The organism is Afifella marina DSM 2698 (assembly GCF_900102695.1).
Taxonomy (GTDB): Bacteria; Pseudomonadota; Alphaproteobacteria; order Rhizobiales; family Afifellaceae; genus Afifella; species Afifella marina.
In genome coordinates, this window is record NZ_FMVW01000002.1 from 248,248 (window position 1) to 274,671 (window position 26,424).

Annotated in this window: 29 protein-coding genes, 1 tRNA gene, 1 pseudogene and 1 CRISPR repeat array; of the genes and pseudogenes, 26 read left to right on the forward strand and 5 right to left on the reverse strand. The window is 65.0% G+C overall.

What is annotated here, in order from left to right; translation table 11 throughout:
• The first annotated feature begins 6 nt into the window (after positions 1 to 6).
• From BLP76_RS05905 to BLP76_RS05935, 7 genes are all read left to right on the forward strand, one after another.
• Positions 7 to 1,347: an acyclic terpene utilization AtuA family protein gene (locus BLP76_RS05905; protein ID WP_092810565.1), complete on the forward strand. Its 1,341-nt coding sequence runs from the start codon at positions 7 to 9 to the stop codon at positions 1,345 to 1,347.
• Positions 1,344 to 1,658, forward strand: a complete 315-nt coding sequence (locus BLP76_RS05910) for an AtuA-related protein (protein ID WP_092810567.1) — start codon at positions 1,344 to 1,346, stop codon at positions 1,656 to 1,658. Before BLP76_RS05905 ends, BLP76_RS05910 begins: the two co-directional genes overlap by 4 nt.
• Before the next feature lie 97 nt (positions 1,659 to 1,755).
• Positions 1,756 to 2,418 carry a CoA transferase subunit A gene (locus BLP76_RS05915; RefSeq protein ID WP_092810569.1) on the forward strand — a complete coding sequence of 221 codons (663 nt, stop codon included), beginning with the start codon at positions 1,756 to 1,758 and terminating at the stop codon, positions 2,416 to 2,418.
• On the forward strand, positions 2,411 to 3,067 hold the full coding sequence (locus BLP76_RS05920) for a 3-oxoacid CoA-transferase subunit B (protein WP_092810571.1): 657 nt from the start codon (positions 2,411 to 2,413) through the stop codon (positions 3,065 to 3,067). The genes BLP76_RS05915 and BLP76_RS05920 overlap by 8 nt, the downstream gene beginning before the upstream one ends.
• Positions 3,068 to 3,182: 115 nt before the next feature.
• Positions 3,183 to 4,358, forward strand: a complete 1,176-nt coding sequence (locus BLP76_RS05925) for an acetyl-CoA C-acetyltransferase (protein WP_092811328.1) — start codon at positions 3,183 to 3,185, stop codon at positions 4,356 to 4,358.
• 170 nt (positions 4,359 to 4,528) lie between these two features.
• A complete protein-coding gene (locus BLP76_RS05930) occupies positions 4,529 to 5,470 on the forward strand; it encodes a bifunctional enoyl-CoA hydratase/phosphate acetyltransferase (protein ID WP_092810573.1) in 942 nt (313 codons plus the stop codon).
• A 13-nt stretch (positions 5,471 to 5,483) separates the two neighbouring features.
• Positions 5,484 to 6,698, forward strand: a complete 1,215-nt coding sequence (locus BLP76_RS05935) for an acetate/propionate family kinase (RefSeq protein ID WP_092810575.1) — start codon at positions 5,484 to 5,486, stop codon at positions 6,696 to 6,698.
• 323 nt (positions 6,699 to 7,021) lie between these two features.
• Positions 7,022 to 7,388: a CRISPR direct-repeat array (repeat unit 32 nt; unit sequence GTCGCCCCTCACGCAGGGGCGTGGATCGAAAC).
• A 160-nt stretch (positions 7,389 to 7,548) separates the two neighbouring features.
• Here the strand turns inward: BLP76_RS05935 and BLP76_RS05940 are convergent.
• The gene (locus tag BLP76_RS05940; protein ID WP_092810577.1) at positions 7,549 to 7,770 is read right to left on the reverse strand and encodes a hypothetical protein; all 222 of its coding nucleotides are present in this window, start codon (positions 7,768 to 7,770) and stop codon (positions 7,549 to 7,551) included.
• Between the two features lie 9 nt (positions 7,771 to 7,779).
• On the reverse strand, positions 7,780 to 8,391 hold the full coding sequence (locus BLP76_RS05945) for a hypothetical protein (RefSeq protein WP_139163702.1): 612 nt from the start codon (positions 8,389 to 8,391) through the stop codon (positions 7,780 to 7,782).
• A 51-nt stretch (positions 8,392 to 8,442) separates the two neighbouring features.
• On the opposite strand from BLP76_RS05945, the pseudogene BLP76_RS05950 reads away from it, so the two are divergent.
• Positions 8,443 to 8,622 (forward strand): annotated as a pseudogene (locus BLP76_RS05950) (oxidoreductase); the annotation flags it as partial.
• A 39-nt stretch (positions 8,623 to 8,661) separates the two neighbouring features.
• On the opposite strand, the gene BLP76_RS05955 reads toward BLP76_RS05950, so the two are convergent.
• Entirely contained in the window at positions 8,662 to 9,699 is a 1,038-nt protein-coding gene (locus BLP76_RS05955) for a zinc-dependent alcohol dehydrogenase family protein (protein WP_092810581.1), read from the reverse strand.
• Between the two features lie 179 nt (positions 9,700 to 9,878).
• Between BLP76_RS05955 and BLP76_RS05960 the strand changes: the two genes are divergently transcribed.
• The 3 genes from BLP76_RS05960 to BLP76_RS05970 are packed head-to-tail and all read left to right on the forward strand — an operon-like array spanning position 9,879 to position 11,252.
• Positions 9,879 to 10,133: a FitA-like ribbon-helix-helix domain-containing protein gene (locus BLP76_RS05960; RefSeq protein WP_092810583.1), complete on the forward strand. Its 255-nt coding sequence runs from the start codon at positions 9,879 to 9,881 to the stop codon at positions 10,131 to 10,133.
• Positions 10,130 to 10,555: a type II toxin-antitoxin system VapC family toxin gene (locus BLP76_RS05965; protein WP_092810585.1), complete on the forward strand. Its 426-nt coding sequence runs from the start codon at positions 10,130 to 10,132 to the stop codon at positions 10,553 to 10,555. The genes BLP76_RS05960 and BLP76_RS05965 overlap by 4 nt, the downstream gene beginning before the upstream one ends.
• Positions 10,556 to 10,568: 13 nt before the next feature.
• Positions 10,569 to 11,252 (forward strand): DUF2726 domain-containing protein, encoded by a 684-nt coding sequence (locus BLP76_RS05970; protein WP_092810587.1) that lies wholly within the window; start codon positions 10,569 to 10,571, stop codon positions 11,250 to 11,252.
• A gap of 229 nt (positions 11,253 to 11,481) precedes the next feature.
• Here the strand turns inward: BLP76_RS05970 and BLP76_RS05975 are convergent.
• A tRNA-Ser gene (locus tag BLP76_RS05975) sits at positions 11,482 to 11,571 on the reverse strand.
• 594 nt (positions 11,572 to 12,165) lie between these two features.
• Between BLP76_RS05975 and BLP76_RS05980 the strand changes: the two genes are divergently transcribed.
• From BLP76_RS05980 to BLP76_RS06050, 15 genes are all read left to right on the forward strand, one after another.
• Entirely contained in the window at positions 12,166 to 12,870 is a 705-nt protein-coding gene (locus BLP76_RS05980) for a 50S ribosomal protein L21 (protein ID WP_092810589.1), read from the forward strand.
• Between the two features lie 2 nt (positions 12,871 to 12,872).
• The gene (gene rpmA / locus BLP76_RS05985; protein WP_092810591.1) at positions 12,873 to 13,142 is read left to right on the forward strand and encodes a 50S ribosomal protein L27; all 270 of its coding nucleotides are present in this window, start codon (positions 12,873 to 12,875) and stop codon (positions 13,140 to 13,142) included.
• Between the two features lie 174 nt (positions 13,143 to 13,316).
• On the forward strand, positions 13,317 to 13,907 hold the full coding sequence (locus BLP76_RS05990) for a GNAT family N-acetyltransferase (protein ID WP_139163703.1): 591 nt from the start codon (positions 13,317 to 13,319) through the stop codon (positions 13,905 to 13,907).
• On the forward strand, positions 13,904 to 14,935 hold the full coding sequence (obgE, locus tag BLP76_RS05995; RefSeq protein WP_092810595.1) for a GTPase ObgE: 1,032 nt from the start codon (positions 13,904 to 13,906) through the stop codon (positions 14,933 to 14,935). The genes BLP76_RS05990 and obgE overlap by 4 nt, the downstream gene beginning before the upstream one ends.
• Before the next feature lie 96 nt (positions 14,936 to 15,031).
• Positions 15,032 to 16,147: a glutamate 5-kinase gene (gene proB / locus BLP76_RS06000; RefSeq protein WP_092810597.1), complete on the forward strand. Its 1,116-nt coding sequence runs from the start codon at positions 15,032 to 15,034 to the stop codon at positions 16,145 to 16,147.
• A 96-nt stretch (positions 16,148 to 16,243) separates the two neighbouring features.
• Positions 16,244 to 16,456: a hypothetical protein gene (locus BLP76_RS06005; protein ID WP_092810599.1), complete on the forward strand. Its 213-nt coding sequence runs from the start codon at positions 16,244 to 16,246 to the stop codon at positions 16,454 to 16,456.
• 34 nt (positions 16,457 to 16,490) lie between these two features.
• A complete protein-coding gene (locus tag BLP76_RS06010; RefSeq protein WP_092811332.1) occupies positions 16,491 to 17,099 on the forward strand; it encodes a Fic family protein in 609 nt (202 codons plus the stop codon).
• Between the two features lie 89 nt (positions 17,100 to 17,188).
• A complete protein-coding gene (locus tag BLP76_RS06015; RefSeq protein ID WP_092810601.1) occupies positions 17,189 to 18,475 on the forward strand; it encodes a glutamate-5-semialdehyde dehydrogenase in 1,287 nt (428 codons plus the stop codon).
• A gap of 51 nt (positions 18,476 to 18,526) precedes the next feature.
• The gene (locus tag BLP76_RS06020) at positions 18,527 to 19,123 is read left to right on the forward strand and encodes a nicotinate-nucleotide adenylyltransferase (protein WP_092810603.1); all 597 of its coding nucleotides are present in this window, start codon (positions 18,527 to 18,529) and stop codon (positions 19,121 to 19,123) included.
• 227 nt (positions 19,124 to 19,350) lie between these two features.
• Positions 19,351 to 19,737: a ribosome silencing factor gene (gene rsfS / locus BLP76_RS06025; protein ID WP_092810605.1), complete on the forward strand. Its 387-nt coding sequence runs from the start codon at positions 19,351 to 19,353 to the stop codon at positions 19,735 to 19,737.
• 19 nt (positions 19,738 to 19,756) lie between these two features.
• Positions 19,757 to 20,236 (forward strand): 23S rRNA (pseudouridine(1915)-N(3))-methyltransferase RlmH, encoded by a 480-nt coding sequence (rlmH, locus tag BLP76_RS06030; protein WP_092810607.1) that lies wholly within the window; start codon positions 19,757 to 19,759, stop codon positions 20,234 to 20,236.
• A gap of 112 nt (positions 20,237 to 20,348) precedes the next feature.
• Entirely contained in the window at positions 20,349 to 21,764 is a 1,416-nt protein-coding gene (locus BLP76_RS06035) for a murein hydrolase activator EnvC family protein (RefSeq protein ID WP_200170596.1), read from the forward strand.
• Entirely contained in the window at positions 21,761 to 23,089 is a 1,329-nt protein-coding gene (locus BLP76_RS06040) for a S41 family peptidase (protein ID WP_092810609.1), read from the forward strand. The genes BLP76_RS06035 and BLP76_RS06040 overlap by 4 nt, the downstream gene beginning before the upstream one ends.
• 30 nt (positions 23,090 to 23,119) lie before the next feature.
• Complete coding sequence (locus BLP76_RS06045) at positions 23,120 to 24,358, forward strand: divergent polysaccharide deacetylase family protein (RefSeq protein ID WP_092810611.1); 1,239 nt, start codon at positions 23,120 to 23,122, stop codon at positions 24,356 to 24,358.
• Between the two features lie 8 nt (positions 24,359 to 24,366).
• Positions 24,367 to 24,882, forward strand: coding sequence for an RNA pyrophosphohydrolase (locus BLP76_RS06050; protein ID WP_092811336.1), 516 nt, complete (start codon positions 24,367 to 24,369; stop codon positions 24,880 to 24,882).
• Between the two features lie 49 nt (positions 24,883 to 24,931).
• Here BLP76_RS06050 and BLP76_RS06055 read toward each other — a convergent pair whose 3' ends face one another.
• Complete coding sequence (locus BLP76_RS06055) at positions 24,932 to 26,383, reverse strand: M48 family metalloprotease (RefSeq protein ID WP_092811338.1); 1,452 nt, start codon at positions 26,381 to 26,383, stop codon at positions 24,932 to 24,934.
• Between the last annotated feature and the right edge of the window lie 41 nt (positions 26,384 to 26,424).

Consider the following 26,424-nt stretch of genomic DNA (forward strand, 5'->3'; position numbering starts at 1 on the left):
TTCATCATGAAAACCATTCGTATCGGTGCCGGTGCCGGGTATTCCGGCGACCGCATCGAGCCGGCGCTCGAGCTCGCTCAAAAAGGCAAGATCGACTACCTCGTCTTCGAGTGCCTGGCCGAGCGCACGATCGCCATCGCCCAGAAAGCCAAGCTCGCCGATCCCAGCAAGGGCTACGACGCCCTCTTGGCCGAGCGCATGGAGGCCGTTCTCAGGGTCTGCGCCGAGAAGGGCATCAAGATCATCACCAATATGGGCGCGGCGAACCCGCAAGCCGGGGCCGAAAAGACCCGGGAAATAGCGGCCGCACAGGGGCTTTCCCTGAAGATTGCCTCCGTTTCCGGCGACGATGTTCTGGAGACCCTGAAGTCCGGCGACATCAAGATCACCGAGACCGGGCAGCCGGCCGCGTCGATGTCGAACGTGCTCGTCTCCGGCAATGCCTATCTCGGCGCTGCTCCGATCGTGGAGGCGCTGGAGCAGGGGGCCGACGTCGTCATCACCGGCCGCGTTGCGGATCCGGCCTTGTTTCTCGCTCCGCAGATCAAGGAGTTCGGCTGGGCTTTCGACGATTGGGAGCATCTCGCCAAGGGGACGGCCGTCGGCCATCTCCTGGAATGCGGCGGCCAGGTCACCGGCGGCTATTTCGCAGAGCCAGGCCGCAAGGACGTGCAGGGTCTCGGCCGTCTCGGCTTCCCGATCGCAGAGGTTTCCGAGGACGGCAGCTTCGTCATCACCAAGGTGGAGAGCGCGGGCGGTCACGTCACGACCGACACCTGCAAAGAGCAGATCCTCTACGAGGTGCACGATCCGAAGAGCTATCTGACGCCCGACGTGACGGCCGATTTCTCGCAGATCACCTTCACCCAGGAAGGCCCGGACCGTGTGCGGGTCGCCGGAGTGACGGGCCGCGAGAGGCCGGCGACGCTGAAGGTCTCCGTCGGCTATGTCGACGGGTATATCGGTGAGGGTCAGATCTCGTATGCGGGGCCGGGTGCCTTGGCCCGGGCGAAACTTGCACTCGAGATCGTCCAGGAGCGGCTCGACATCATCGGGCTTCAAAGCAGCGAGCTGCGCTTCGACCTCATCGGCGTCAACGCCATCCACCGCGACGTCCTCGCCCCGCAGCCGGAGCCCACCGAAGTGCGCGCCCGCGTCACCGGCCGTTGCGAGAGCATGAAAGAGGCCGTGCGCATCGGGAACGAGGTGGAGACCCTCTACACGAACGGCCCGGCCGGCGGCGGCGGTGCGACCAAGTCGGCCCGCCAGGTCGTGGCGATGCTTTCCGCCCTCGTGCCACGGGCGGCCGTGACCCCGCGGATCCAGATCATTGAGGTGCAATCATGAAACTCTTCGACATTGCCCATTCGCGTACCGGCGACAAAGGCGACATCTCCAACATCTCGGTCATTGCCTATGACGAGAAAGACTATGCGCGGCTTGCCACCCATGTGACGGCCGAGCGGGTCAAGGAGCATTTCAAGGGCATCGTTCACGGCGACGTCGTCCGCTACGAACTGCCCAGCATCGGCGCCCTGAACTTCGTCATGTACGAAGCGCTCGGCGGCGGCGTGACCCGGTCGCTCGCTCTCGACCCGCACGGCAAATGCCTGGGCTCCGCGCTTCTGGCGCTGGAGATCCCCGACAGCGACGCCTGAGCCACCTCTTCGGGGGAGGAGCTCCCCCTTCCGGCAGCGCTTCGGCGCCAGGCCGGTCCTCCCCCGAAGACCTCTTCTCGTAGGCAAGGAAAATATCATGTGCGAAGTCATCTGCGTCGACGATGCCGTTGAACGGATCGAAGACGGCGCGGTGGTGATGATCGGCGGTTTCATGGGCTCCGGCACACCGCCGCGGCTGATCGATGCCCTGGTGCGGCAGAAGAAGTCCGATCTCACGATCATCTCAAACGACACCGCAAAACCCGGCATCGGCATCGGCAAGCTCATCGATGCCGGCCTCGTGCGCAAAGTGGTCACCAGCCATATCGGCACCAATCCGATCACCCAGAAGCTGATGATCGCCGAGGAGCTCGACGTGGAGCTGGTGCCGCAGGGCACGCTCGCCGAGCGCATCCGGGCGGGCGGCTTCGGCCTTGGCGGCGTTCTCACCCGCACCGGCGTCGGCACGCTGGCGGCCGAAGGCGAGACGACGCTCGAGGTCGACGGCGAGACCTATGTGCTCGCCAAGCCGTTGCGCGCCGATGTGGCGCTCATCAACGCCAAGCTCACCGATTATCTCGGCAATCTCACCTATTCGCTGACGGCGAGGAACTTCAATCCGCTGATGGCGATGGCGGCCGACAAGGTGTTTGCCGAAGCCGAAGCGATCGTCCCGGTCGGAACGCTGGCGCCCGATGTGATCGCCACGCCGCATGTCCTGGTCGACTATCTGGTCTCGAAGGAAGCCTGCCATGGATAACAAGGTTCTGATCGCCAAGCGGATCGCGCAGGAGCTGAAATCCGGCGATCTCGTCAATCTCGGCATCGGCATGCCGACGCTCGTCGCGTCCTATCTGCCGAAGGATCTCGAGGTCTTCTTCCAATCCGAAAACGGCATCATCGGCATGAGCATGCTGCCGCATCCGGGTCTGGAAGATTTCGATCTGACGGATGCCGGCGGCAATCCGATCGGCGCGGTGCCGGGAGCGGCGGGCTTCGATTCCGGCTTTTCCTTCGGTCTCATCCGCGGCGGCCATCTCGACGTCACGGTCCTCGGCGGCCTGCAGGTCGACGAGCGCGGCTATCTCGCCAATTGGATGGTGCCCGGAAAGATGGTGCCGGGCATGGGCGGGGCGATGGACCTCGTCGCCGGGGCGAAGAAGGTGATCGTCGCCATGACGCACACCGCCAAGGGCGCACCGAAGATCGTCAAGGAATGCAGCCTGCCGTTGACGGCGGAACGCCGCGTCGACCTGATCGTGACGGAAATGGCGGTCATCACGCCGACGGCGGACGGGCTCGTCCTCAGCGAGGTCGCACCCGGAACGAGCGTCGAGGACGTCCTTGCGGCAACCGAAGCGAGCCTCATCATTCCCGACGCCGTGGGCGAGATGAAGGTGGCCGCCTGAGCGACCGCCGACAACAATCCTCTCCCGGCACCGTGGCCGCCCGGCATAAGCGCGGGCGCCTTCAAACGGGGCGGGGAGGGGGTCGCAGCAACCTCTTCTCATGGGACATCCCATCATGACTGACATCGTAATCACCGCAGCCGCACGCACCGCCATCGGATCGTTCGCAGGCGGACTTTCCACGGTTCCGGCAGCCGAACTCGGCGCCGTCGTCATCCGCGCGCTTTTGAGCCGGGCGGGCCTCGCCCCGCAGGAGGTCGACGACGTGATCCTCGGCCATGTGCTGACGGCGGGGCTCGGGCAGAACCCGGCGCGGCAGGCCGCGATCCAGGCGGGGCTTCCCGTGACCACGACGGCTTTGACCGTCAACCAGGTCTGCGGCTCGGGGCTGCGCGCCGTCGCGCTCGGCCTGCAATCTCTCACCTGCGGCGACGCCAATGTCATCATCGCCGGCGGGCAGGAGAATATGAGCCTTGCCCCGCATGCCACCTATCTGCGCAAGGGCGTGAAGATGGGGCCGGCCGAGATGGTCGATACGATGATCAAGGACGGCCTGTGGGACGCCTTCAACGATTATCACATGGGCATGACGGCGGAGAACGTCGCCGACGGCTACGGCATCACCCGCGAAATGCAGGACGCTTTTGCCGCCGCCTCGCAGCGCAAGGCCGCAGCGGCCCGCGACGAGGGTCGTTTCGCCGCCGAGATCGTTCCCGTGAGCGTACATTCGCGCAAGGGCGAGACGATCGTCGACGCCGATGAATTCATTCGTCCGGACACGACGCCGGAAGGTCTTGCGAAGCTGCGCCCCGCCTTCAGCAAATCGGGCAGCGTCACGGCCGGCAATGCGTCGGGCATCAACGACGGTGCGGCCGGCGTGGTGTTGATGTCGGCGGAGACGGCCGAAAAGCGCGGCTCGGCCCCGATCGCCCGCATCGTCTCCTGGGCGACCGCCGGCGTCGATCCGAAGATCATGGGAACGGGCCCGATCGCGGCCTCGCGCAAGGCCCTCGACAAGGCCGGCTGGTCGGCTGCGGATCTCGATCTGATCGAGGCGAACGAGGCCTTTGCTGCCCAGGCGATCGCCGTCAACACCGAGCTCGATTTCGACACCGACAAGGTCAACGTCAATGGCGGCGCGATCGCGCTCGGTCATCCGATCGGGGCCTCCGGCGCGCGCATTCTGGTGACGCTTCTCCATGAAATGCAGCGCCGCGATGCCAAGAAAGGGCTTGCCACTTTGTGCATCGGCGGCGGTATGGGCATGGCGCTCTGCGTCGCCCGCGATTGAGGCTCTGAACCGTCCGCCAACCTTTTCCCTCGCTCCCCCCGACCTCCGGCCCGACAGCTCCCTCCCATTCCAGATCGGTCCGGCGGTCGCGCCTCCCGTCCGTCCACACTTGCGGGCGGGAGGCGGCAGGGAGCCCGCTTCCTCCCCCATCCATCCCAGGACTTTCCCCCATGACCGTCTTTTCTCAGATCCCCGAAGCGCGCTCACAGCTCGCGCGTCTGAAAGAGCTTTGCGCGCATCTGCCGCCGCTGCCGACCTCCGTCATCTATCCGTGCGACGAGACCTCTCTGCGCAGTGCGGCAGACGGTGCGCGCGAGGCGCTGATCGATCCCGTGCTCGTCGGTCCGAGCGCGATGATTGAGAAGCTCGCGCTCACCCATGAGATCGACATTTCAGGCCTGCGCATCGTCGAAGCGCCGAATGCGGCCGCCGCTGCCGCACGCGGTATCGATCTCGCCCGCGAAGGGGAAACCGGCGCGGTGATGAAGGGGGCGCTGCATTCCGACGAATTGATGGGCGCCGTCGTCAAGCGCGATCGCGGCCTGCGCACGTCGAAGCGCATCAGCCACGTCTTCATGATGCGCGTTCCGACCTATCCGAAATCGCTGATGATCACCGACGGCGTCGTCAACATCGCGCCGACGCTCGAAGACAAGGCGCATATTGCGCAAAACGCCATCGATCTGGCGCGGGCGCTGGGCGTGGAGGCGCCGCGGGTCGCGGTGCTTTCCGCGGTCGAAACCGTCAATCCGAAAATCCCTTCGACCGTCGATGCGGCGGCGCTCTGCAAGATGGCCGATCGCGGCCAGATCCGCGGCGGTATCATCGACGGGCCGCTCGCCTTCGACAATGCGATCTCGGCCGAAGCGGCGCAAACCAAAGGCATCGTCTCGGAAGTGGCGGGCCGTCCCGATATCCTGCTCGTGCCGGATCTCGCCGCCGGCAACATGCTCGTCAAGGAACTGACCTTCCTCGGCCGCGCCGAGGTCGCCGGCATCGTTCTCGGCACCGCCGTTCCGGTGATGCTGACGAGCCGCGCCGACAGCCTCGATTCCCGCCTGTCCTCATGCGCGCTCGCCTCTCTCGTCGCCAACCATGCCGCGCTTGCGTGAAATGGAGTCTGCCATGTCGTCAGAAATGTCGCGCGAAGGCGCCTTGCTGGTCCTCAACAGCGGCTCGTCCAGCATCAAGTTCACCGTCTTCCATGTGGGGAAGAGCGGCGAGGAGATCGCTCCTCTTTTCGCAGGTCAGGTGACCGGCATCGGCACGGCGGCGGAATTCTCCGTCAAGGATGTCGACGGCAATTCGCTTGCCCGCGAATCCTGGGCGGAGCGGGATACGGGCGGTGTTGCGCCGCTGTTGCGTGATCTCATCGCCTGGATCCGCGCCCGTCTGCCGGATCTGCCGCTTCTCGCCGCCGGGCATCGTGTCGTCCATGGCGGTGCCGGCTTCCATCACCCCGTGCGGGTGACGAACCACGTTCTCGACGAATTGGAATCTCTCGTCCCGCTCGCCCCTCTGCACCAGCCGCAGAACGTTTCGGCGATCCGGGTGCTGGCGGAAAGCTTCGACGGTCTGCCGCAGATCGCCTGTTTCGATACGGCCTTCCACCATTCGCAGCCTTTCATGGCGAAGACCTACGGTCTGCCGCGGCGATTCCGCGAAAAGGGCGTGCAGCGCTACGGCTTTCATGGCCTTTCTTATGAATATATCGCCGGCAAGCTCCGCGAGACGCTGCCGGAAGTGGCCGAGGGCCGTGTGGTCGTGGCGCATCTCGGCAACGGGTCGAGCCTTTGCGGGCTCAAAGACGGACGCAGCATCGACACGACGATGGGGTTCTCGGCTTTGGAAGGCGTGCCAATGGGGACGCGGTCGGGCAGCCTCGATCCCGGCATTTTGATCTATCTGATGCGTGAGATGGGCATGGATGCCGATGCGCTCGAACATCTCCTCTATCAGGAATCGGGGCTTCTCGGCGTCTCCGGCATTTCCAACGACATGCGTGTGCTTTTGGAAAGCGACCGGCCGGAGGCGAAGGAGGCCGTCGATCTCTTCTGCTACCGGGTGGCGAAGGAGATCGGGGCGCTCTGCTGTGCGCTGGGCGGGCTCGACGCGCTCGTCTTCACCGCCGGCATCGGCGAGCATTCGGCGCCAGTGCGGGCGCGGATCTGCGACTACCTCGCTTTCCTCGGCATCTCGATCGACGACGCGGCGAACGAAAGCGGAGAAACCCTCATCTCCGCACCGGCAACGCTTCCCGTCGCGATCATCCCAACGAACGAGGAATTCATGATCGCGCGCCATGCCGTCGATCTCATGAATTTCCGCAACGCCGCGTAACGGGATCATGTCTGCGATTTGAGATGCGGCAAGACGCGTGCGCCTTGCCGTGATGCGTGGCGGGCTCTGCCCCTGGGCTCTCCGGCCCGGCGCGCCGGCCCGGCGCGCCGGCCCGACGCGCTGGCCCGACGCCCTGGCCCGCACGGCGCGAACCGCAAGCGTGCCGGGTTTCCCCGGGCGGTTCGCGCATATGCCAAGGCGTTGAAAAACAAGCTCTGAGGGGCGGAGGGGCCGCAAATGCCCGCCGTGCCGGAAGCCGGCAGCGCCGTTTCGCGCAGACGGCGCCATTTCTTCTGCCGTTTCGCTGGCTTATCCTGGGGGCGGTCGCCCCTCACGCAGGGGCGTGGATCGAAACTTCGGCAAATCCGCTCAGTCGATTGTTGATGGCGCGTCGCCCCTCACGCAGGGGCGTGGATCGAAACAGCGCATGCCGGACGAAACACCGGCTCTTATCCCGGGTCGCCCCTTACGCAGGGGCGTGGATCGAAACATAGGGCTGTGCGCTTTGCCGCGCGCATCGCACGCGTCGCCCCTTACGCAGGGGCGTGGATCGAAACTGCTCCGATCGTGTGATCCGAGGAGGGGGCGCCGTGTCGCCCCTCACGCAGGGGCGTGGATCGAAACTCGGACGAGGCCGGCGCCATGGACTGGTACGGCAGTCGCCCCTCGCGCAGGGGCGTGGATCGAAACCGATCCGGTGAACCCTTCCGCGGAAAAGAAAGGACTATCTCGACATCCTCAAGGCGACGGTGCCTGATCCAGAAGAAGGCGTTGGCGGTTCAGAGCAATCGTCGGCCGAATGAAAAAAGGGCCGCCGACGCGGCCCCTTTCAAAACGCTCGCGCCAGCGGTCAGCCAAACAGCTGGCTGAACCAATTGCGAACCGGTTCAGCAAAGCTCACCGCAGCATCATAGTAGGGCTGGATCGCCGTCCAAGCGAGATAGACGTAATAATCAATCTGCTTGAGAACAGCGAATGCCACAAAAAGTGCCAAGCCCACTCCGGCGAGCGGTCCCATAAACGAAGAATTGTCGCATTGATGCACGATGTAGGTCGGCTGATCGTCGTTCATCCTCATCTCCTACCGCTCGAAGTCGTCTCGATCGCGCTCGTCGTCTCTGCGTTCCATTTCATTCATCCGCGGAACCTGCTGACGAGCTGGGTCGGTTTGCTGGTCGCTTGAGCGCGAAGTGCTAGCGCGCGCCTGATCCGCCTTCCGATTGGCTGTATCGACCTGTTCGTGCAGCTCGTGGATCTCCTCGTGTTCCCTCTCCTGCACGTCCGCAGCGCGATCATCGTCCGGCTGCGGCTCCTCGCGTGCCGCAACGGTGTTCGGCTCACCGGACCCCGCCTGCTCTTTCTCGACACGCTCCGTGATCTCTTTCAGCTCGTCGTCCTTTTCAGCGATCTCACGCGCGTAAGAATTCCCATTGACGGCCAATTGGGCAACGTCTTCCAGGGCCACGTCGCGACGCCGATTATAATCGGCGAATGACTTCTCGTCACTTTCGGACATTGCGTGTGCCATTGCAATATCTATCGAAGCAACATCAAGCATAAGCTTGTTTACTTCCTCCACGGCCTCAAGGCCATGAGCTTCCACGGCAGCATCCCACGCCGCAGTCGCATCGTCGCGGCCATCGCCCACTTCGAGCGCGTCGCGCTCCTCGCGTCGCCCCTCACGCCGGGGCATGGATTGAAATACGCCCGATGGAGGCGAGCGACACGTCTTTTGCGGACCGGGCGATCAGCTTTTGCGGACCGGGCGATCAGCGATCCGGACATCAAGGCGGCGATGAATAAGCGCAAGGAGGAGCTGGCGATTTCGCCCGATGCGATCGCACGGGCGATCGCCTTCGCCATCGACCAGCCTGAGGATGTCGAGATCGGCAGCATTGTCGTGCGTCCGACCGCTCAGGATTGATGACGCGGAACGATGCGCTGACTTGAGCTTCGGCCGGTCTCAGAAGCGGGTGATGACGGTGGCGCCGACGGACTGGAATTTGTCCATGTTCATGAGGGCCTCGGGCGCCTCGGCAAGGCTGATCTGATCGCCGACCAGACGCGAGGGATCGAGCTTGCCGCTCGCCACCATGTCGAGCATGGCGCCATAGCGGTGCGCCTGCATGCCGTGAGAGCCGAGGAGCTCGATCTCCTGGCCGACGATCTTGGGCATGGGGATGGCAGGGGCGGCGTGCTCGCCGAGCATCAGCCCGACCTGAATGTGTTTTCCCCGGGGCCTGAGGCCGAGGATGGAGTTCGTCATGGTCACCGGATGGCCGAGCGCATCGAGGGAGACATGCGCGCCGCCCCTGGTGATCTCTTGGATCGCGGCGGGGACATCCGCCTCCTGGCCGTTGATGACGGCGACGGCACCGAGGTCTTTCGCGAGATCGAGTTTTGCCGGATCGAGATCGACGCCGATGACGTTCGCCCCGGCCGCCGAGGCGATCATGACGGCCGAGAGACCGACACCGCCGCAGCCATGCACGGCCACCCACTGGCCGGCGCTCACCTTGCCCTGATCGATCACCGCCCGGAAAGAGGTGGCAAAGCGGCAGCCGAGGCTCGCGGCGGTCGCAAACGCCATGCCTTCGGGCAGTGCGACGAGGTTCAGATCGGCCTGATGGATGGCGACGTATTCCGCGAATGAGCCCCAATGGGTGAAGCCCGGCTGCTCCTGGTTGAGGCAGACCTGCTGGTGGCCCGCGGCGCATTCCGGACAGCTGCCGCAGCCGCAGATGAAGGGCACGGTGACCTTGTCGCCCACCTTCCAGCGGGTGACGTCCCGGCCGACGGCCGCAACGACGCCGGCGAGCTCGTGGCCCGGAACATGCGGCAGCTCAATGTCGCTGTCGTGTCCCATCCAGCCATGCCAGTCGCTTCGGCAGACGCCGGTCGCCGCGACCTTCAGCACGACCCCATGCGTCTCGGGGCTCGGGTCATCCAACGTGACCAGCCGGGGCGCTTCTTGAAATTTCTCGAACAGGACGGCTTTCATCGCAGGGGTCTCTCTGTTTCGCCGAGAGCTTTAGGGGGAAATCGCGGGCGTGAGAATGCCTTTGCCGATGTCGTGGGTCCGCTCGCGCCCCGTCGCCCGATAACGGTCACGCCTTGTCGGATGATATCATTCTACCTATGATGATATCATTGCCATCACTGGATCGGAGATGCCATCAGATGCCCGCCGTGACCATTCGCAATCTCTCGGACGAGACCCATCGCGCTCTCAAGGTGCGCGCGGCGCAGCATGGCCGCAGCACCGAAGCCGAAATGCGCGACATTCTGGAGGCGGCCGTGCGTCCCGCCGAGCGCCTGCGCCTCGGCTCCGCCCTGTCTGCGTTGAGCCGCAAGGCCGGGCTCACCAATGCCGATTTCGAGGCGCTGGAACAGGCCCGCGACAAGACGACCGCCACGCCGATGAGCTTTGAATGATCGTTCTGGATACGAACGTCGTCTCCGAGGCGATGAAGCCGGAGCCGGACCCTGCCGTGCGCGACTGGCTGGACGAACAGGTGGCCGAAACCCTCTACATCTCCAGCGTAAGCGTCGCGGAACTCTTGTTCGGCATCGGCGCGCTGCCGGAGGGACGGCGCAAGCCGACGCTCGTAGCGATGGTCGACGCGATGCTGCCGCTGTTTGAAGGTCGAATCCTCGCCTTCGACACCGATGCCGCCCGTCATTATGCCGGTCTCGCCGTTGCTGCCCGCAAGGCTGGTAAGGGCTTTTCAACGCCGGATAGCTATATCGCTGCGATTGCAACCGCCCATGGTTTCACGGTCGCGACCCGCGACGCCAGCGCCTTCAACGCGGCAGGCGTTCCGGTGATCGACCCTTGGAAGGTCGAACATCGATAGTCGGGTTCTGAAGATGCAAACGACGACGATCCTTCTTCTGCTCATCGGATTCGCGGCCGGGTTTTTCATCCGAGCCTTGCGCGCGAAAAGCCAAGCCGTCAAAGCCAGGCGCCACGCCGATGCGCTCGATCAGCAGATCGATACGCTTTGTGGCGAGATCGTCACCCTCCGCGAAGCCGAATCCCGGCGGCTGGAGGCGAATGCTCGCCGCAAGCGCTTCTTCGAGGAAAACGACGTGTCCGATGTGGAGAACCAGATCAGGTTCATGCGTGAGGCCGAATTGCGCGCGGTGCGTCCCGTCAACAAGGAGGCCGTGCGTGTCCTCTATGCGCTCAAACAGTGGATAGAGGACCACCGACCGGACTGGCACATGGCGTTCGAGGTCTCCATGGGAGCCTTCATCAAGACGTCTTATGACCCTGAGGACCGGATGCAGAAAGCGGTGTTCAGTTCCTACAACAGCAAGCGGGTGGATTTCCTGTTGATCGACAGGTTCGGTAATCCCGCCCTGGCCGTCGAATATCATGGCACAGGGCATGCTCTGTCCGACGACGCACTGAGTCGTATGGAGGTCAAACGCCTGGCCCTCGATCGTGCAGGGATTCCGCTCCTCGAAATCCCTGCCAAAACGTCAAGGGCCGAAATCTTGCGCATGCTGGAGCAAAGGCTCTCCACCGACGCGCCGCTCGCAAGCTGACGGCACGGCCTTGCGCTTTTCACCGGGCTTTCGGCAGCGCGGGAACCAGGCCCATAGTGCGCTTCCGCCGGAGAAACGGGAGCAAGCGGGAGCTGTCGATCTCGGTCGGAGCCTGGATGCAACCAATGCTCCGGCGTGGCGATGGCAAACTGTTGGAAAATCCAAGACAGCCGCTCATACCCGCGGGCAGCTAAGTCCGGTAATCGATACGTGGGAAAGCGCTAGGAAATGGCGGAGGGGGAGGGATTCGAACCCTCGGAACGCTCGCGCGCTCAACGGTTTTCGAGACCGCCCCGTTCGACCACTCCGGCACCCCTCCGCGGGCGCTGCTATTCGAGGCGCCGCGTATCTACGCATGCATGATGCGTCTGACAAGGGTGTCGGAAAGATTTCCTGGAAAAGTGCAAGCCTGTCGCAAGATCGGCCTTTGTCGGCGCGGCGTTTCGGGGCCGTTGCCACGTTTCGGGGGCGGTCTTGCCGCTTCTAATCGGGCCCCTAATGGCGGCTCGAGCGGAGGTATAGAGAGGACGCGCGGGGAGGTCGGACGCAAAGCGCCCGGAAGGGGCGGTCCGACGTGGGGGCAGTGCATAGGGGCCGTTCACATGCGCCGTCCACCGGGGCCGCCCGAAGGGGCCGTCCACCGGGGGGCAGTCCGCAGGGGCCGTGCACAAGGGGGCAAAGGGAACCGCCAGAGACAAAGCCCGTAGGGGGGCCTCATGAGGGCGCCGTTAGGGGGCTCAAGGTGCCGGCGGTCTTGACTTTCGGGGCCTGCTGATCTTTATGCGGCTGAAATCGGCGTGGGCTCTGCCCGGCGCCGTTTTGCTTTGGCCGCAAGCGGCCCCATATCAACCGGTTCAGACTGAACAAAAAGCCGATCCGGCGGGCCACCGCCAGGACGGGAATTGAGGACGAAATGTTCGCAGTCATCAAAACCGGCGGCAAGCAATATCGCGTAGCCGCCGATACGCTTCTGGAAGTCGAAAAGCTCGCAGGCGATGCCGGCGACACGGTCACCTTCGAAGAGGTGCTCATGGTCGGCGGCGAGGGCGATCCGAAGATCGGTTCGCCGTTTGTCGGCGGCGCCGCCGTCACCGCGGAAATCGTGGAGCATACGCGCGGCCGCAAGGTCATCATCTTCAAGAAGCGCCGGCGGCAGAATTCGCGCCGCAAGAACGGCCATCGCCAGGATTACACGCTCATCCGCGTGACCGACATCCTGACCGACGGCAAGAAGCCTTCGAAGGCGAAGAAGGCGGCGCCGAAGGACGAGGCGAAGGCGGCCGAGACGAAGGCAGACACCCCGGCGGAGACGAAGGCCGAGGCGAAAGCGGCCGAGAAGGCGGAAGCCAAGAAGCCTGCCAAGGACGCCGAGACGGACGGTGCCGTCTTCGAGGCGCCGGCGGGCGAGCCGGACGACCTGAAGAAGCTGAGCGGTGTCGGCCCGGCCATGGAAAAGAAGCTGAATGCGGCCGGCGTCACGCGCTACGACCAGATCGCCGGCTTTTCAAAGGACGACCTTCAGAAGCTGGACGAGGCTCTGAAGCTCAAGGGCAAGGCCGAAAACGAGGATTGGGTCGCGCAGGCCAAGACCCTCGCTGACGAATCGAAGGAGAAGTAACCATGGCGCACAAAAAAGCAGGCGGCTCTTCGAGAAACGGCCGCGATACCGCTGGCCGGCGCCTCGGCGTCAAGAAGTTCGGCGGCGAAGCGGTCGTCTCCGGCAACATCATCGTTCGCCAGCGCGGCACGCAGTGGCATCCGGGCCAGAATGTCGGGCTTGGCAAGGACCACACGATCTTCGCGCTGACCGACGGACGCGTGGAATTCCACAAGGGTCTCAAGGGGCGCACCTATATTTCGGTGCTGCCGCCGGTGGAGGCTGCCGAATAGCTGCGTTGCGACGCGGCCTCCCGCCGATCCAGCGCAAGTGATGAAGGGGAAGCGGGCGACCGCTTCCCCTTTTCGATTCGGGGGCCCGGTTTTGCGGTTCTCCCGCCTCGGGTGCTGCCGGGCAGGCGGCGCCCGCCGGCCTTTGCCGAAATCTCAGAAGAGGCCGCAAGGTTTGTGGCCCGCAAGGTTTACGAGACGATGCATTCACCGCTCAGCGATTTGACCACCGACCGGCTCGTTCTGACGCCGAGACGCACCCGTCATCTCGCCACCCTCGATCACCTCAAGAACGATTGGGAGGTGGTGCGCATGCTGGCGATGCCCGCCTGGCCGTTCGTGCAGCGTTCCGAGCAGGCGGAGCAGGACGAGGGTTTCCACCATCTCACGGTGCTCTGCGGGAAGCAGATCGTCGGCGAGGTGACGGTGAAGCGCGCCGGATCGGGCACGCCGCCGCGGACGATGCCGCGGCTCGGCTATTTCGTCGGCCGCCCGTTCTGGGGGCGCGGCTATGCGACGGAAGCGCTCGCCGCGACGGTGGCGGCGATCTTCGATCGACCCGGTTTCGGCGGCGATGCGCCGGTCGAGAGGGTGGGCGCGGGTGTCTTCGTCGACAATCCCGCCTCGCGCCGGGTTCTGGAAAAGCTCGGCTTTGCGAAGTCGGGCAGCTATTCGCTTTATTGCCGGGCCCGCGACAGCGACGTCGATGTCGACGACATGCAGGTGACCCGGTCTGAATTTGAGACCGTTGGAGGCAGAACGCCATGAAGTTCCTCGACCAGGCGAAGGTCTATCTGCGCTCCGGCGACGGCGGTTCGGGATCCGTCTCGTTCCGGCGCGAAAAATTCATCGAATTCGGCGGCCCGGACGGTGGCGACGGCGGACGCGGCGGCGATGTCTGGCTGGAAGCCGTCGACGGCCTCAACACCCTGATCGACTACCGCTACCAGCAGCATTTCAAGGCGGAGCGCGGCGGTCACGGCATGGGGCGCAACCGCACCGGCGCCGGCGGCAAGGACGTCGTCTTGAAGGTGCCGGCGGGCACGCAGGTCTTCGCCGAGGACAACGAGACGCTTCTCGCCGATCTCGACCGCGTCGGCGAGCGGGTGAAGCTTCTCCATGGCGGCAATGGCGGCTTCGGCAACATCCATTTCAAGAGCTCCATCAACCAGGCGCCGCGGCGCGCCAATCCCGGCCAGGAAGGCCAGGAGATGTGGGTGTGGCTGCGCTTGAAGCTGATCGCCGATATCGGGCTCGTCGGGCTTCCGAACGCCGGCAAATCGACGTTTCTGGCGCGCGTTACGGCGGCGAAACCGAAGATCGCCGATTATCCCTTCACGACGTTGCATCCCAATCTCGGCGTCGTGCGCCATAAGGGCGGGGAATTCGTGCTCGCCGACATTCCGGGCCTGATCGAAGGCGCGCATGACGGGGCGGGGATCGGCGACCGGTTTCTGGGCCATATCGAACGCTGCCGCGCGCTTTTGCATCTCGTCGATGCTGCGGGCGATCCGGCGACCGCGTATCGCACCGTGCGCGAAGAACTCAACGCTTACGGTCACGGTCTTGCCGAAAAGCCGGTCATTGTCGCGCTGTCGCGTGTCGATCTTCTCGACGAGGATGCGCGGGAGGTGGCGATTTCGGAGATTGTCGACGCGTCGGGCAAAGAGCCGTTCCTGGTTTCTGCCGGGACGGGCGAAGGCGTCTCCGAGGTTCTCGACACCTGCCTTGCCGCGCTGCCGCACGGCGGCAAGAAGGAAGCGGATGAGGACGGGGAGTGGACGCCGCTCTCATGAGGCGGGTTCTGTCATGAGGCGGGTTCTGCCTGGCGTGGCCATGCGGGCAAGCGTGGAAAGGCCTGGCTGCGGAGCCGAGGCTCGGGCGAGGGGGCAATGAGAAAGCTATCGGGTTACAAGCGCATCGTCGTCAAAGTGGGCTCGGCACTTCTGGTGGAGCGCGGCGGCGGCGTGCGCCGCGACTGGCTCGGCTCGCTTGCCGCCGATCTCGCGGCTTTGCGCCAGGAAGGGGCCGAATGTCTCGTCGTCTCGTCCGGGGCGATTGCGCTCGGGCGCGGGCGGCTTTCCCTCAACGGCCGGCGTTTCAAGCTGGAAGAAGCGCAGGCTGCCGCGGCCGTCGGCCAGATCGCGCTGGCAAAGGCCTGGGCGGAGGAGCTGCAGACGCGCGAGATTCACGCCGCGCAGGTGCTTCTGACATTGGGCGACACCGAAGAGCGGCGGCGCTATCTCAATGCGCGCGCCACTTTGACGACGCTTCTCGGCATGGGCGTCGTGCCGGTGGTCAACGAAAACGACACGGTGGCGACGACCGAAATCCGCTATGGCGACAATGACCGGCTGGCGGCGCGCGTCGCGGCCATGGTCGGCGCCGATCTTCTGGTGCTCTTGTCGGATGTCGACGGTCTTTACTCGGCCCCTCCGGCGCAGGACGCCAATGCCCATCTCATTCCCGAGGTGACGGCGATCACGCCCGAGATCGAGGCGATGGCAGGCGACGCCGGCTCGGAATTGTCGCGCGGCGGCATGCGCACCAAGGTCGAGGCGGCGAAGATCGCGGTCGCGGCCGGCGCTGCCATGGTGATCGGCTCCGGCCATCACCTCAATCCGCTGACGCGGATCGACAGCGGGGCGCCCGTCACCTGGTTCCGGCCGCAGACGACGCCCGCCACGGCACGAAAAGCTTGGATTGCCGGTCATCTGGAGCCGAAAGGCTCGCTCAGCCTCGATGCGGGGGCGGTGAAGGCGCTCAGGGCCGGACGTTCATTGCTGCCGCCGGGCGTCAGCGGCTTTTCCGGTCATTTCGCACGCGGCGATACGGTGCTTCTCGTCGATCCGGACGGCATCGAGATCGGCCGCGGCATCGTCGGTTACGATGCCGACGAGGCGGCGCAGATCATCGGGCACCAATCGAAGGAGATCTCCGAAATTCTCGGCTATGTGCGGCGCTCGGCGATCGTCCATCACGACGATCTCGTGCTCCGAGAGACGTGAGTGGCCGACATGTGAACGGGATGCCTTGTCCGACGCGTGTCACTTGCCGGCAAGGGTTGTTGGGATATGGTTCTATAGGACTTGTTGGAGGGACGGATGGCCGAACGTAAGGCAGCCCTGAAGCGTGCGCCCGATCGACCCGAATTGCGCGCGTGCTTGGAGCAAGCGAAGAATGTCGTGATGACGGATGAGCAAATTCTCGAGCAGCGGGCCAGTTTCGCCTACGGGAATGCGCCGCGAGGATCTCGAATAACCAAGGAATCCGCCAAGGAGGCGGCTGGGCATATTCGGATCCGAAACCCCGCCTGATTAAGTGGTTCGGCTTCCAGTCGAGGTCGATGGCATGCTGGTTCTGGAAGAAGAGAACGGCGATCTGTACGTGCGGATGCAGGAGCAAAAACTTCTGCGTCAGTGCGACTACATGACGAATTGTATCGAGATCGGAATACAGCAGGGTCGGGCTTTCGATAAATACATGTTGTGGGTGCTCAACCATATCGCGGTGGCCAATATCTCGGCATTCGGCGGGCGCTATCGGGAGGAGCCCATTTACGTTGGCGACCACAAGCCCCCGCATTTCAAGGATGTCGCCGATTGGATGGACCGTTTCATCTCCAACGTGCATGAAAACTGGTACATTTGGACCCCGACCGAACTCGCGGCCTACGGGTTATGGCGTCTGAATTGGATACACCCCTTTATCGAGGGAAACGGCAGAACCGCGCGAGCGGCCAGCTATTATCTTCTTTGCGTCCGCGCGGGGGCGTTGCTGCCGGGCCGGAAGATCCTCCCAGAGCGCATCCGCGAGGACCGACGCGGGTATGAAGACGCTTTAGCCGCAGCCGATCAGGCTTGGGAAAACGGCCATCTCGATTTCACCGAGATGGAAGATTATCTGGCTGCGCTGGTGCAGGCGCAGCTCGATGACGAGGGCCTGCCTTATCAGCGATAAGGCTCTGCCCTTGCTCCTCTTGCGCCTTGCCCCTCTTGCGCCCGCCGCGCTAACAGCACTTGTTCCCCTCCAAAAACGTGGAGACGAAGATGGTTTTCGCAGCCCTGCGACAGAACAACGACGCCGCTGCCTTGATGGCTGAAATGGGCATTCGTGCCCGCGCGGCTTCGCGACCGCTTGGGCTTGCGACGACGGACGAGAAGAATACGGCGCTGCAAGCGATGGCGGATGCCGTACGCGGACGCGCCGACGAGATTCTGGACGCCAATGCGCGCGACATGCAGCGTGGCGAGGCGGACGGGCTCGCGCCCGCGATGCTCGACCGGCTGAAGCTCGATGCGGCGCGCATCGAGGCGATCGCGAAGAGCCTTGAAGAGGTGGCGGCGCTGCCCGATCCGGTCGGCGACGTGATCGCCTCCTGGGAGCGGCCGAACGGGCTCAAGATTTCGCGCGTGCGCACGCCGCTCGGCGTCATCGGCGTGATCTATGAGAGCCGGCCGAACGTCACCGCCGATGCGGGTGCGCTCTGCCTCAAGGCTGGCAATGCCGTGATTTTGCGCGGGGGCTCGGATTCGCTGGAGAGTTCTTCGGCGATCCATGCCTGCCTGAGCGAAGGGCTGCGCGTCGCCGGACTGCCGGAGGATGCGATCCAACTCGTGCCGCTGCGCGACCGCGCGGCCGTCGGCGAAATGCTCGCGGGCCTTGCCGGCAATCTCGACGTCATCGTGCCGCGCGGCGGGCGCAGCCTGGTGGAGCGGGTGCAGAAGGAGGCGCGGGTGCCGGTTTTCGCGCATCTGGAAGGCGTCTGCCACGTCTATGTGCACGAGGCGGCGGATCTGCAGATGGCGGTGGACGTGACCGTCAATTCCAAGCTCCGGCGCACCGGGATCTGCGGCGCGGCGGAGACGCTGCTCGTCGATGAGGCCGTGGCCAAGACGCATCTTGAACCGATCCTGTCGGCGCTTTCCATGGGCGGCTGCGAGATCCGCGGCGACGAGAATGTGCGGGCACTCTTCCCGCAGGCCCATGCGGCGACCGAGGAGGACTGGCCTAAGGAATATCTCGACAAGATCATCGCCGTGAAGGTGGTGGACGGCGTCGAGGCGGCGAGCGAGCACATCGCCCGCTACGGGTCCGGCCATACGGAGACGATCATCACGCAGGATGAGGCGGCGGCCCGCCGGTTCATGGCGCTCGTCGATTCCGCCATCGTGCTGCACAATGCTTCCACCCAATTCGCCGATGGCGGCGAGTTCGGCATGGGGGCGGAGATCGGCATCGCGACGGGGCGGATGCACGCCCGCGGGCCCGTCGGCGTGGAGCAGCTGACGAGCTTCAAATACTGCGTTTATGGCAGCGGCCAGACGCGGACCTAGGGGCGAGGCGCAGCGATCTCCAGTTCGTTACACAAAGCCCGCGACAGCCGGATTTACGAAGGCCTCCCGCCGCATGGGCGGGGGCAGCGGATCGGGCTTTACGGCGGCTCGTTCAATCCGCCGCATATCGGACACCGGCAGGTGGCGCTCCGGGCGCTGCGGCTTTTGCAGCTCGATCAGGTGTGGTGGCTGGTGACGCCGGGCAATCCCTTGAAGGCGCCGCATGGCTTAAAGCCGTTGCGGGAGCGGCTGGAAGCGACGGCGCGGATCGCGAGCCATCCGCGCTTCAAGGTGACGGCGATCGAAAACCGCTGGCACATCCGCTTCACGGCCGACCTCGTGGCGCGACTTGCGGCACGCGAGCCGGCGACGCGCTTCGTCTGGATCATGGGCGGCGACAATCTCCAGAACTTTCACCTGTGGGAAAGCTGGCAGGAGATCGCCGCAAGCGTGCCGATCGCCATCGTGCCAAGGCCTGGTTCTTTGAGTGCGCCGCTTGCCGCGCCGGCGGCCCGGGTTCTCGCTCCCTATCGCCACGGCAACGAATCGGCGGCCTGCCTCGCCGACCTGAGAGCCCCCGCCTTCGTCGTCCTGCCGGGGCCGCGCACGCCGGTTTCATCGACGGCGCTGCGGGCCGCGAGCGGCTGAGATGCGCTAAGGCTATGCCAGAAAGCGCGATTTTTCGCGTCACATCGTCCATGACAGGCCTCTTCCGGAGAGATTGGACTTGAAACTGTCATGGTGTCGTTTCTATCTTTAAGGGGTGACACAACGTCACCGTAGGCATGTGGCTTACTTTTGGCCCGGCCTATTCACGGCAGGAAGGAAAGAGGATCTTACTCCTGACTACTAGCCAGAGCGAGGCGAGCATTCCGATGTTTGCGCCTCACGCGTCTCATGCCGGCGCCAACCTTATAGCGGCGGATGAGCTGAAAACCGTCCTCTCGAGCCTGGACGATGCGAAGGCCGAGGATGTTGTGACCATCGACATCGCCGGGAAATCCGCGCTGGGGGATCACATGGTGGTCGCCTCGGGGCGCTCGCATCGCCATGTCGGCGCCATCGCCGAAAGGGTGATCAGCGAGCTCAAGGGCCTCGGCCATAACATTCCGCGGGTCGAAGGGCTGCCCCATTGCGACTGGGTGCTGATCGATACCGGGGACGTGATCGTGCATGTCTTCCGTCCGGAAGTGCGCGAGTTCTACAACCTGGAAAAGATGTGGTCGGCGGAGCCCTATGCGGAGCGCCGCGTCCAGGGCTGAGTAGGCCGGGTTATACGCGTTGCAGATCCTTGTTCTCGCGGTCGGCCGGATGAAGGCCGGACCGGAAGCCGACCTTGCGGCCCGCTATCTCGAGCGGGTCGGCAAAGCCGGCCGTTCCGTCGGCATCAGCGGGATCAGCGTGCGCGAAATTGCCGAATCCTCCGCCTCGAGGGCAGACGACCGCAAGGCGGAGGAAGCTGCGAGCCTCAAAAAGCTTGCGGCGGGATACCCGATCGTGGCGCTCGACGAGACGGGCCGCAATCTCTCCTCCGAAGATTTCGCAGGCCTCATCGGCGGCGAGGCGGAGAAGGGCGTTTCCGGCCTTTGTCTCGTCATCGGCGGGCCGGACGGGCTCGATGCGAGCCTGCGCGAGGAGGCGATCGCGGCGATCGCCTTCGGACGCATGACATGGCCGCACAAGCTCGCCCGTGCCATGCTCGCCGAGCAGGTCTACCGCGCCGTCACCATATTGAGCGGGCATCCTTATCACCGCGCATGAGGTGAGCGGTGCTTTCAGGCGCCTGCGAGAACGCACTTGACCGGACGGGCGTCGGTGAGTGTCTCTCCAAAAGGCGTGGCGCATAGCCTTGATCGACTGGCATCGTGAGACGGTGACGAATCACTCTCCGACATATCGGGCGCGGATCCTGAGGAACGGCATTCGGGCGGCGGTGCTCGTCTGTGCCGGGCTGCCGCTCGCGTTCGGGCCGAGTTTCGCCACCGAGACGGAGGTGCCGGACGAGGCGGCTGTGGCGGATGAGGCTGCGGTTACGGGCGATGCGACGACCGGGGGAGGCATGTCCCTGTCCGCCGAAGCGAGACGCCGGGCGCGGGCGGCCGAGCTCGAAGCGGTGCGGCGCTCGATCGAAGTCTCCAAAAAACGCCAGGAAGCGCTGCGCCGCGAGATCGAGACGGTGGAAGCCGACCGGGCGAAGCTCAGCAGCGAACTGATTGCGACCGCGCAGCGGCTGCGGCGGGCGGAAAACAGCATCCAGGAAACCGAAGTCCGCCTCGACCGGCTGCAGGCCAACGAGGACGGGGTGCGTCTGTCGCTGGAGGCGCGGCGCGAAGTTCTGGGCGAAGTGCTCGCGGCCTTGCAGCGCATGGGCGGCACGCCGCCGCCGCCGATCCTGTCGCGGCCGGAAGATGCCTTGAAGGCGATCCGCGGTTCGATCCTCGCCGGCGCCGTCCTGCCGGATATTCGCGTGGAGGCAGAGGCGCTTGCCGCCGATCTCGCCGAGCTCACGCAGCTCAAGGCGCGCATCGAAGAAGAGCACGAGGATCTGAAGAAGCAATATGCGACGCTCGGCGAAGAGCAGACGCGCATCAATCTGTTGATCGAATCGAAGAAAGAGCAGCGCCAGAGAACCGAGGCGGCACTCACCGACGAACAGAAGAAAGCGGCCGCGCTCGCCGAAGATGCGAGCGGGCTCGAAGACCTGATCGGCTCGCTGGAAAAAGAGGTCGAGGCCTCGGCGCGGGCCGCCGAAGAGGCGCGACGGGCGGAGGAAGCCGCCCGCAACAAGACGCCCGAAGAGGCAGCGCGCGATCTCCAGGATACGGCGCGCATGGCACCGGCTGTGGAGTTCGACAAGGCGCGCGGGATTTTGCCGCTGCCGGCGGCGGGCCCGATCCTGACGCATTTCGGTGAGAAGGACGAATTCGGGGCGCATGCCGGCGGGATTTCGATCGCCACACGTCCGGGTGCGCGTGTTGTCTCACCCGCCGATGGCTGGGTCGTCTATGCGGGACCCTTCCGCAGCTACGGGCAGGTCTTGATCCTGAACGTCGGGAGCGGATATCATGTTGTTCTGGCTGGGCTTGAGCGCATAGATGTGGCACTTGGCCAGTTCGTGCTGGCTGGGGAGCCGGTCGCGATTATGGGCGCAGAGCGGCTTGCAAGCCTTAGTGATATTGACCACACTTCCGCCCAGCCCGTTCTATATGTCGAGTTCCGCAAGGATGGACGGTCGATCGACCCGGATCCGTGGTGGGACCGGCGCGAGCAAAAAGAGGTTCGAGGATGATGCGTAAGATGGGCCTGCTGGCCGCAGGAGCGGTCGTTGGCGCGGTGGCCATGGGCGCTGTCGTGCAAGTCGGGCAGACCGGTTCGGCGACGGCCGCTTCCTCTGAAACCTACCGCCAACTCAACCTTTTCGGCGACGTCTTCGAACGCGTGCGCAGCGATTATGTCGAGGAGCCTTCGGAGAAGGACCTGATCGAATCAGCGATCGACGGCATGCTGACCTCGCTCGATCCGCATTCGAGCTATCTCGACCCGAAGAGCTTCCGCGACATGCAGGTGCAGACGCGCGGCGAATTCGGCGGGCTCGGCATCGAAGTGACGCAGGAGAACGACCTCATCAAGGTCGTGACGCCGATCGAAGATACGCCGGCCGACAAAGCGGGCGTGCGCGCCGGCGATGTGATCACGCATCTCGACGGCGAGCCGATCGCCGGTCTGTCGCTGCGTGAGGCCGTCGATCAGATGCGCGGCCCGGTGAATTCCCCGATCACGCTGACGGTCCGCCGCGAGGGCGTCGAGAAGCCGCTCGAAATCAAGATCATCCGCGACATCATCCAGGTGCGTTCGGTGCGCGACCGCGCCGAGGAGGATGTCGGCTATATCCGTATCACGCAGTTCAACGAGCAGACCGCCGACGGCCTCAACGATGCCTTCAGCGAGCTGAAGAAGGAAATCGGCAAGGACAAGCTCAAGGGCTATATCCTCGATCTGCGCAACAATCCGGGCGGCCTTCTCGACCAGGCGATCGCCGTGTCGGACGATTTCCTCGACAAGGGCGAGATCGTCTCCACGCGCGGCCGCAAGGAAGACGACGTGCAGCGCGCGACGGCGCGTGCCGGCGACAAGGCCGACGGCAAGCCGGTCATCGTTCTCGTCAACGGCGCTTCAGCCTCGGCTTCGGAGATCGTGGCCGGCGCGCTGCAGGATCATCGCCGTGCGACGATCGTCGGCACGCGCTCCTTCGGCAAAGGCTCGGTGCAGACGATCATCCCGCTTGGCCGCAACGGTGCCATCCGGCTGACGACGGCGCGCTATTACACGCCTTCGGGCCGCTCGATCCAGGCAAAGGGCATCGAGCCGGATATCGAGGTCGTGCAGGAGCTGCCGGAAGAACTGAAGGGCAGCGAGGAAGCGACGGGCGAGGCCAATCTGCGCGGCCATCTATCGAGCGAGGACGGCGAAGAGGAGAAGGTCTCCGCGGCGTCGGCCTATGTGCCGGCAGATGCCAAGGACGACAAGCAGCTGCAATATGCGCTTGATCTTCTGCGCGGCATCCAGGTCAACAACCGGTTTCCGGCGGACCCGTCCCAGGGTATACCTAACTGACGAATCAGCGGGGCATTCCCGCCCCGCTGCATGAGCCAGCCGACGGGGTCGATGGCGGCCGACGAGCTCAATGCACCTTTGAAACGGCCGGCGCGGCCGGCCCGAAAGGGACGGCTGCGCTGGATTTTGTATGTGCCGCTCGTTCTCGCGGCGGTGGTGTTCGTCACCGCCTTGATGTGGACGGCACTCGTCGATGATCCCGATGGCGGGCGCGCCGTCGCGGTCGCCGAAGTGAAGGGTGCCGGGCCCGAGACGACCGGCAGCATCGACAAGACCTCCCTTAAAGATGCGCGCCGCCAGGCGCTTGCGGCTCCCGGCTGGGAGATGGAGGCGGGCGCGAGCGCCCCGTCCGGTGTGGGTTCGCTCTTCACCGATCCGGCGCAGCCCGACGCGGCCGCCTCTTCCGAGCCGCAAACGGATTTCGAGCGCATGCAGGCGGCCTTGCAGCAGGCGCCGTCGAGCACCGCCTTCTTCGCCGGTGCGCCGCTTCCCGAATTGCAGGAAAGTTCCGCCTATGGGCCGCTGCCGCGCATCGGCGACGACGGCACGCTGCCGCGCGACGCCTATGCGCGGCCGGCCTATCTGGCGCCCGACCAGCCGCATATCGCCATCGTCGTCGGCGGGCTCGGCATCAGCCAGACGGGCACGCAGCGTGCCATCCGGGCCTTGCCGAGCGACGTCACCTTCGCGTTTGCCGCGACCGGATCGAGCCTCAATCGCTGGGCCGGCGATGCGCGCGCCGACGGACATGAAATCCTCCTGCAGGCGCCGATGGAGCCTTTCGGCTATCCGAGCACCGATCCGGGCGAGCACACGCTCCTCGTCAGTGCGAAAAGCGGAGCGAATGCCGACAGTCTGGCGTGGATTTTGAGCCGAGCCGGCGGCTATACCGGCGTCATGAATTATCTCGGCGGACGGTTTACGTCCGAGACCGATGCGATGCGGCCGCTTCTCGCCAGTCTCGGCGAGCGCGGCCTTCTCTATGTCGACGACGGCAGTTCGGATCTGAGCGTTGCGGCGCGGCTCGGCCCGTCGCTCGGCACACCGGTCGTGGTGGCCGACAGGATCATCGACGAGCAGAGGCAGCCGGCCCTGGTGGCCCAGGCGCTCGACGATCTGGAGGCGATCGCGCGCCAGAAGGGGCGGGCCGTTGGCGTCGCCTCGGCCTTTCCGTCGACCGTGTCGGCGCTGGCGGAATGGATCCCCGAGGCGGAGGCGCGCGGGATCTCGTTCGTGCCGGTGAGCGCCTTGGCGCAGCAAGAGGAATGAACGGCAAGATGTTGCATGAAACCGGCTTTGCGGAGCCGCTCGAAGGTTATCGTCCGTGTGTGGGCCTGGCCGTCTTCAATGCCGACGGGCTCGTCTTCGTCGGGCGCAGGACGGGCGGCGAGGAGAGTGTCTCCTCCGGCTATGCGTGGCAGATGCCGCAAGGCGGCATCGACCGTGGCGAGACGCCGCTGGAGGCCGCCAAACGCGAGCTCTACGAGGAGACGGCGATGCGCTCCGTCACGCTTCTCGCCGAATCGCCCCTCTGGTGGCACTACGATCTGCCGGAAGAACTCTGCCGCTCGGTCTGGAAGGGGCGCTATCGCGGCCAGACGCAGAAATGGTTCGCCTTCCGCTTCGAGGGGGACGAGGCGGAAATCGATATCGGTCCGCATGACGGCCACAAGGCCGAATTCCTGCAATGGAACTGGGAGCGCCTGGAGCGGACGCCGGAATTGATCGTGCCGTTCAAGCGCGACGTCTACGAGCGGGTCGCCTCAGCCTTCGCGGACTTCGCCGCTTCCTGATCTCCGCCGCAGGCTCGCTGACAGAGCGTGCCGCCCGAAAATCCCCGTCTCAATCGGAAATGACTTTGACCATGCGGCCGGCGCCGATGGGTTCGTCGTCGGAGAGGCCGTTCAGGATACGGAAAAGCTCTTCGCCTCGTTCAACGCCCTTCATGCGGGTGGCGAGGCTCTGCACCGTGTCGCCGGGATTGGTGATGACGAGGTCGATCCTGAGCGGGCGCAGGCGCGCGACCTCCACCGGATCGAGGCGGTGGAAGCTTGCAAGCGTCTGAGACAAGGCCGCATCGATGTCGCCGGAACCGCCGCGCTGGGCAAAGATGAAGCGATAGATGGACCTGCCGAGCCGGATCGCACCGATGCGGAACTGCCAGTCGCCGGCGACGGCCGTGGCGACGGCGGCGGGAAGGCCGTTGACGGTGCGCGGCTCGATCGAGCCTTCTTCCAGGCCGTTGATCCAGCCGGAGGCGAGATAGGATTCAGGGCTCTGGTTTTCTGGGGCTTTGACGCCGTCGAAGCGCATGGCCGTATCGCGGCCCGCGGCGGCGAGAACCGCCTCGCGCGTGTTTTCGAGGCGGTATTGCGGTGGCACCTTGAAGCTGATCGCGAGGCGCGGATGCAGGAATTCGCGGCCGCGCACGAAGCCTTCCGACGGATCGTCGCCATAGACGAGGCCGTCGATCGCCTTGAGATAGGGAATCCGGCCCTGTTCGCCGACGCCCGGCGCCCCGAACTGGCGGGCCGCCTTGATGACGAGGGCGCGCCGCTCCAGAGCCGCCGGATGCGAGGAGAGGAAGTTCTGTGCGTCGTCCTTCTCGCCGCTTGCCGAGCGGAAGGCCGCATAACGCTTCAATTTGTCGAGGAAACGGGAGGCCGCGAAGGGGTCGTAACCGGCGCGGCCGGCGATCTGCACCCCGGTTCTGTCGGCCTCGTTCTCCTGATCGCGCGAGAAGCTCGCGAGCGTCATACGCGAGTTGAGGCGCGCCGACTGGCCGGCCTTCGAATCGGAGAGGACGTCGGTTGCGACGCGTTCCACGAGCTCGCTCGTCTGTGCCTTCTGGGCGCGCGCGATGGCGTGCTTCAGGATGACATGCGCCATTTCGTGCGCCAGGACGGCGGCGACCTCGGCGCGGTCGTCGGCAAGGGCGAGCAGGCCTCGGGTGACATAGACATAGCCGCCGGGCAGCGCGAAGGCATTGGCGACGGGCGAATTCAGGATGGTGACGCGGTAGCTGCGGCCGGGCTCATCGGAGGCTTCGACGAGACGTTTGACGATCTGCTCGGTCTCGCGCTGCACGTCGGGATCGCTGTAGACGCCGCCATATTGGGCGAGGACGCGCTGATGCTCACGCGCGCCGATGGCGCTTTCGGCCGGCGACACGGTCGGGCCCGGCTGAGGCAGAGCGGCCACCGGCTCGACACGGCCGAGCTGGCTCGGAGACGGTCCCAATTGGCAACCGCCGAGCAAGGCGACGACGAACAGAGAGAGCAACGACCTGCGCATACCAACGCCCATGCGCGTCTTTCGGTCGCAAATCAAGCTCA

Bases quoted from the DNA above. Each gene is read 5' to 3' on its own strand.
- BLP76_RS05905 (WP_092810565.1), top strand. From the start codon at position 7: ATGAAAACCATTCGTATCGGTGCCGGTGCCGGGTATTCCGGCGACCGC.
- BLP76_RS05910 (WP_092810567.1), top strand. From the start codon at position 1,344: ATGAAACTCTTCGACATTGCCCATTCGCGTACCGGCGACAAAGGCGAC.
- BLP76_RS05915 (WP_092810569.1), top strand. From the start codon at position 1,756: ATGTGCGAAGTCATCTGCGTCGACGATGCCGTTGAACGGATCGAAGAC.
- BLP76_RS05920 (WP_092810571.1), top strand. From the start codon at position 2,411: ATGGATAACAAGGTTCTGATCGCCAAGCGGATCGCGCAGGAGCTGAAA.
- BLP76_RS05925 (WP_092811328.1), top strand. From the start codon at position 3,183: ATGACTGACATCGTAATCACCGCAGCCGCACGCACCGCCATCGGATCG.
- BLP76_RS05930 (WP_092810573.1), top strand. From the start codon at position 4,529: ATGACCGTCTTTTCTCAGATCCCCGAAGCGCGCTCACAGCTCGCGCGT.
- BLP76_RS05935 (WP_092810575.1), top strand. From the start codon at position 5,484: ATGTCGTCAGAAATGTCGCGCGAAGGCGCCTTGCTGGTCCTCAACAGC.
- BLP76_RS05940 (WP_092810577.1), bottom strand. From the start codon at position 7,770: ATGAACGACGATCAGCCGACCTACATCGTGCATCAATGCGACAATTCT.
- BLP76_RS05945 (WP_139163702.1), bottom strand. From the start codon at position 8,391: ATGCCCCGGCGTGAGGGGCGACGCGAGGAGCGCGACGCGCTCGAAGTG.
- BLP76_RS05955 (WP_092810581.1), bottom strand. From the start codon at position 9,699: ATGAAAGCCGTCCTGTTCGAGAAATTTCAAGAAGCGCCCCGGCTGGTC.
- BLP76_RS05960 (WP_092810583.1), top strand. From the start codon at position 9,879: ATGCCCGCCGTGACCATTCGCAATCTCTCGGACGAGACCCATCGCGCT.
- BLP76_RS05965 (WP_092810585.1), top strand. From the start codon at position 10,130: ATGATCGTTCTGGATACGAACGTCGTCTCCGAGGCGATGAAGCCGGAG.
- BLP76_RS05970 (WP_092810587.1), top strand. From the start codon at position 10,569: ATGCAAACGACGACGATCCTTCTTCTGCTCATCGGATTCGCGGCCGGG.
- BLP76_RS05980 (WP_092810589.1), top strand. From the start codon at position 12,166: ATGTTCGCAGTCATCAAAACCGGCGGCAAGCAATATCGCGTAGCCGCC.
- rpmA (WP_092810591.1), top strand. From the start codon at position 12,873: ATGGCGCACAAAAAAGCAGGCGGCTCTTCGAGAAACGGCCGCGATACC.
- obgE (WP_092810595.1), top strand. From the start codon at position 13,904: ATGAAGTTCCTCGACCAGGCGAAGGTCTATCTGCGCTCCGGCGACGGC.
- proB (WP_092810597.1), top strand. From the start codon at position 15,032: ATGAGAAAGCTATCGGGTTACAAGCGCATCGTCGTCAAAGTGGGCTCG.
- BLP76_RS06005 (WP_092810599.1), top strand. From the start codon at position 16,244: ATGGCCGAACGTAAGGCAGCCCTGAAGCGTGCGCCCGATCGACCCGAA.
- BLP76_RS06010 (WP_092811332.1), top strand. From the start codon at position 16,491: ATGCTGGTTCTGGAAGAAGAGAACGGCGATCTGTACGTGCGGATGCAG.
- BLP76_RS06015 (WP_092810601.1), top strand. From the start codon at position 17,189: ATGGTTTTCGCAGCCCTGCGACAGAACAACGACGCCGCTGCCTTGATG.
- rsfS (WP_092810605.1), top strand. From the start codon at position 19,351: ATGTTTGCGCCTCACGCGTCTCATGCCGGCGCCAACCTTATAGCGGCG.
- BLP76_RS06040 (WP_092810609.1), top strand. From the start codon at position 21,761: ATGATGCGTAAGATGGGCCTGCTGGCCGCAGGAGCGGTCGTTGGCGCG.
- BLP76_RS06045 (WP_092810611.1), top strand. From the start codon at position 23,120: ATGAGCCAGCCGACGGGGTCGATGGCGGCCGACGAGCTCAATGCACCT.
- BLP76_RS06050 (WP_092811336.1), top strand. From the start codon at position 24,367: ATGTTGCATGAAACCGGCTTTGCGGAGCCGCTCGAAGGTTATCGTCCG.
- BLP76_RS06055 (WP_092811338.1), bottom strand. From the start codon at position 26,383: ATGCGCAGGTCGTTGCTCTCTCTGTTCGTCGTCGCCTTGCTCGGCGGT.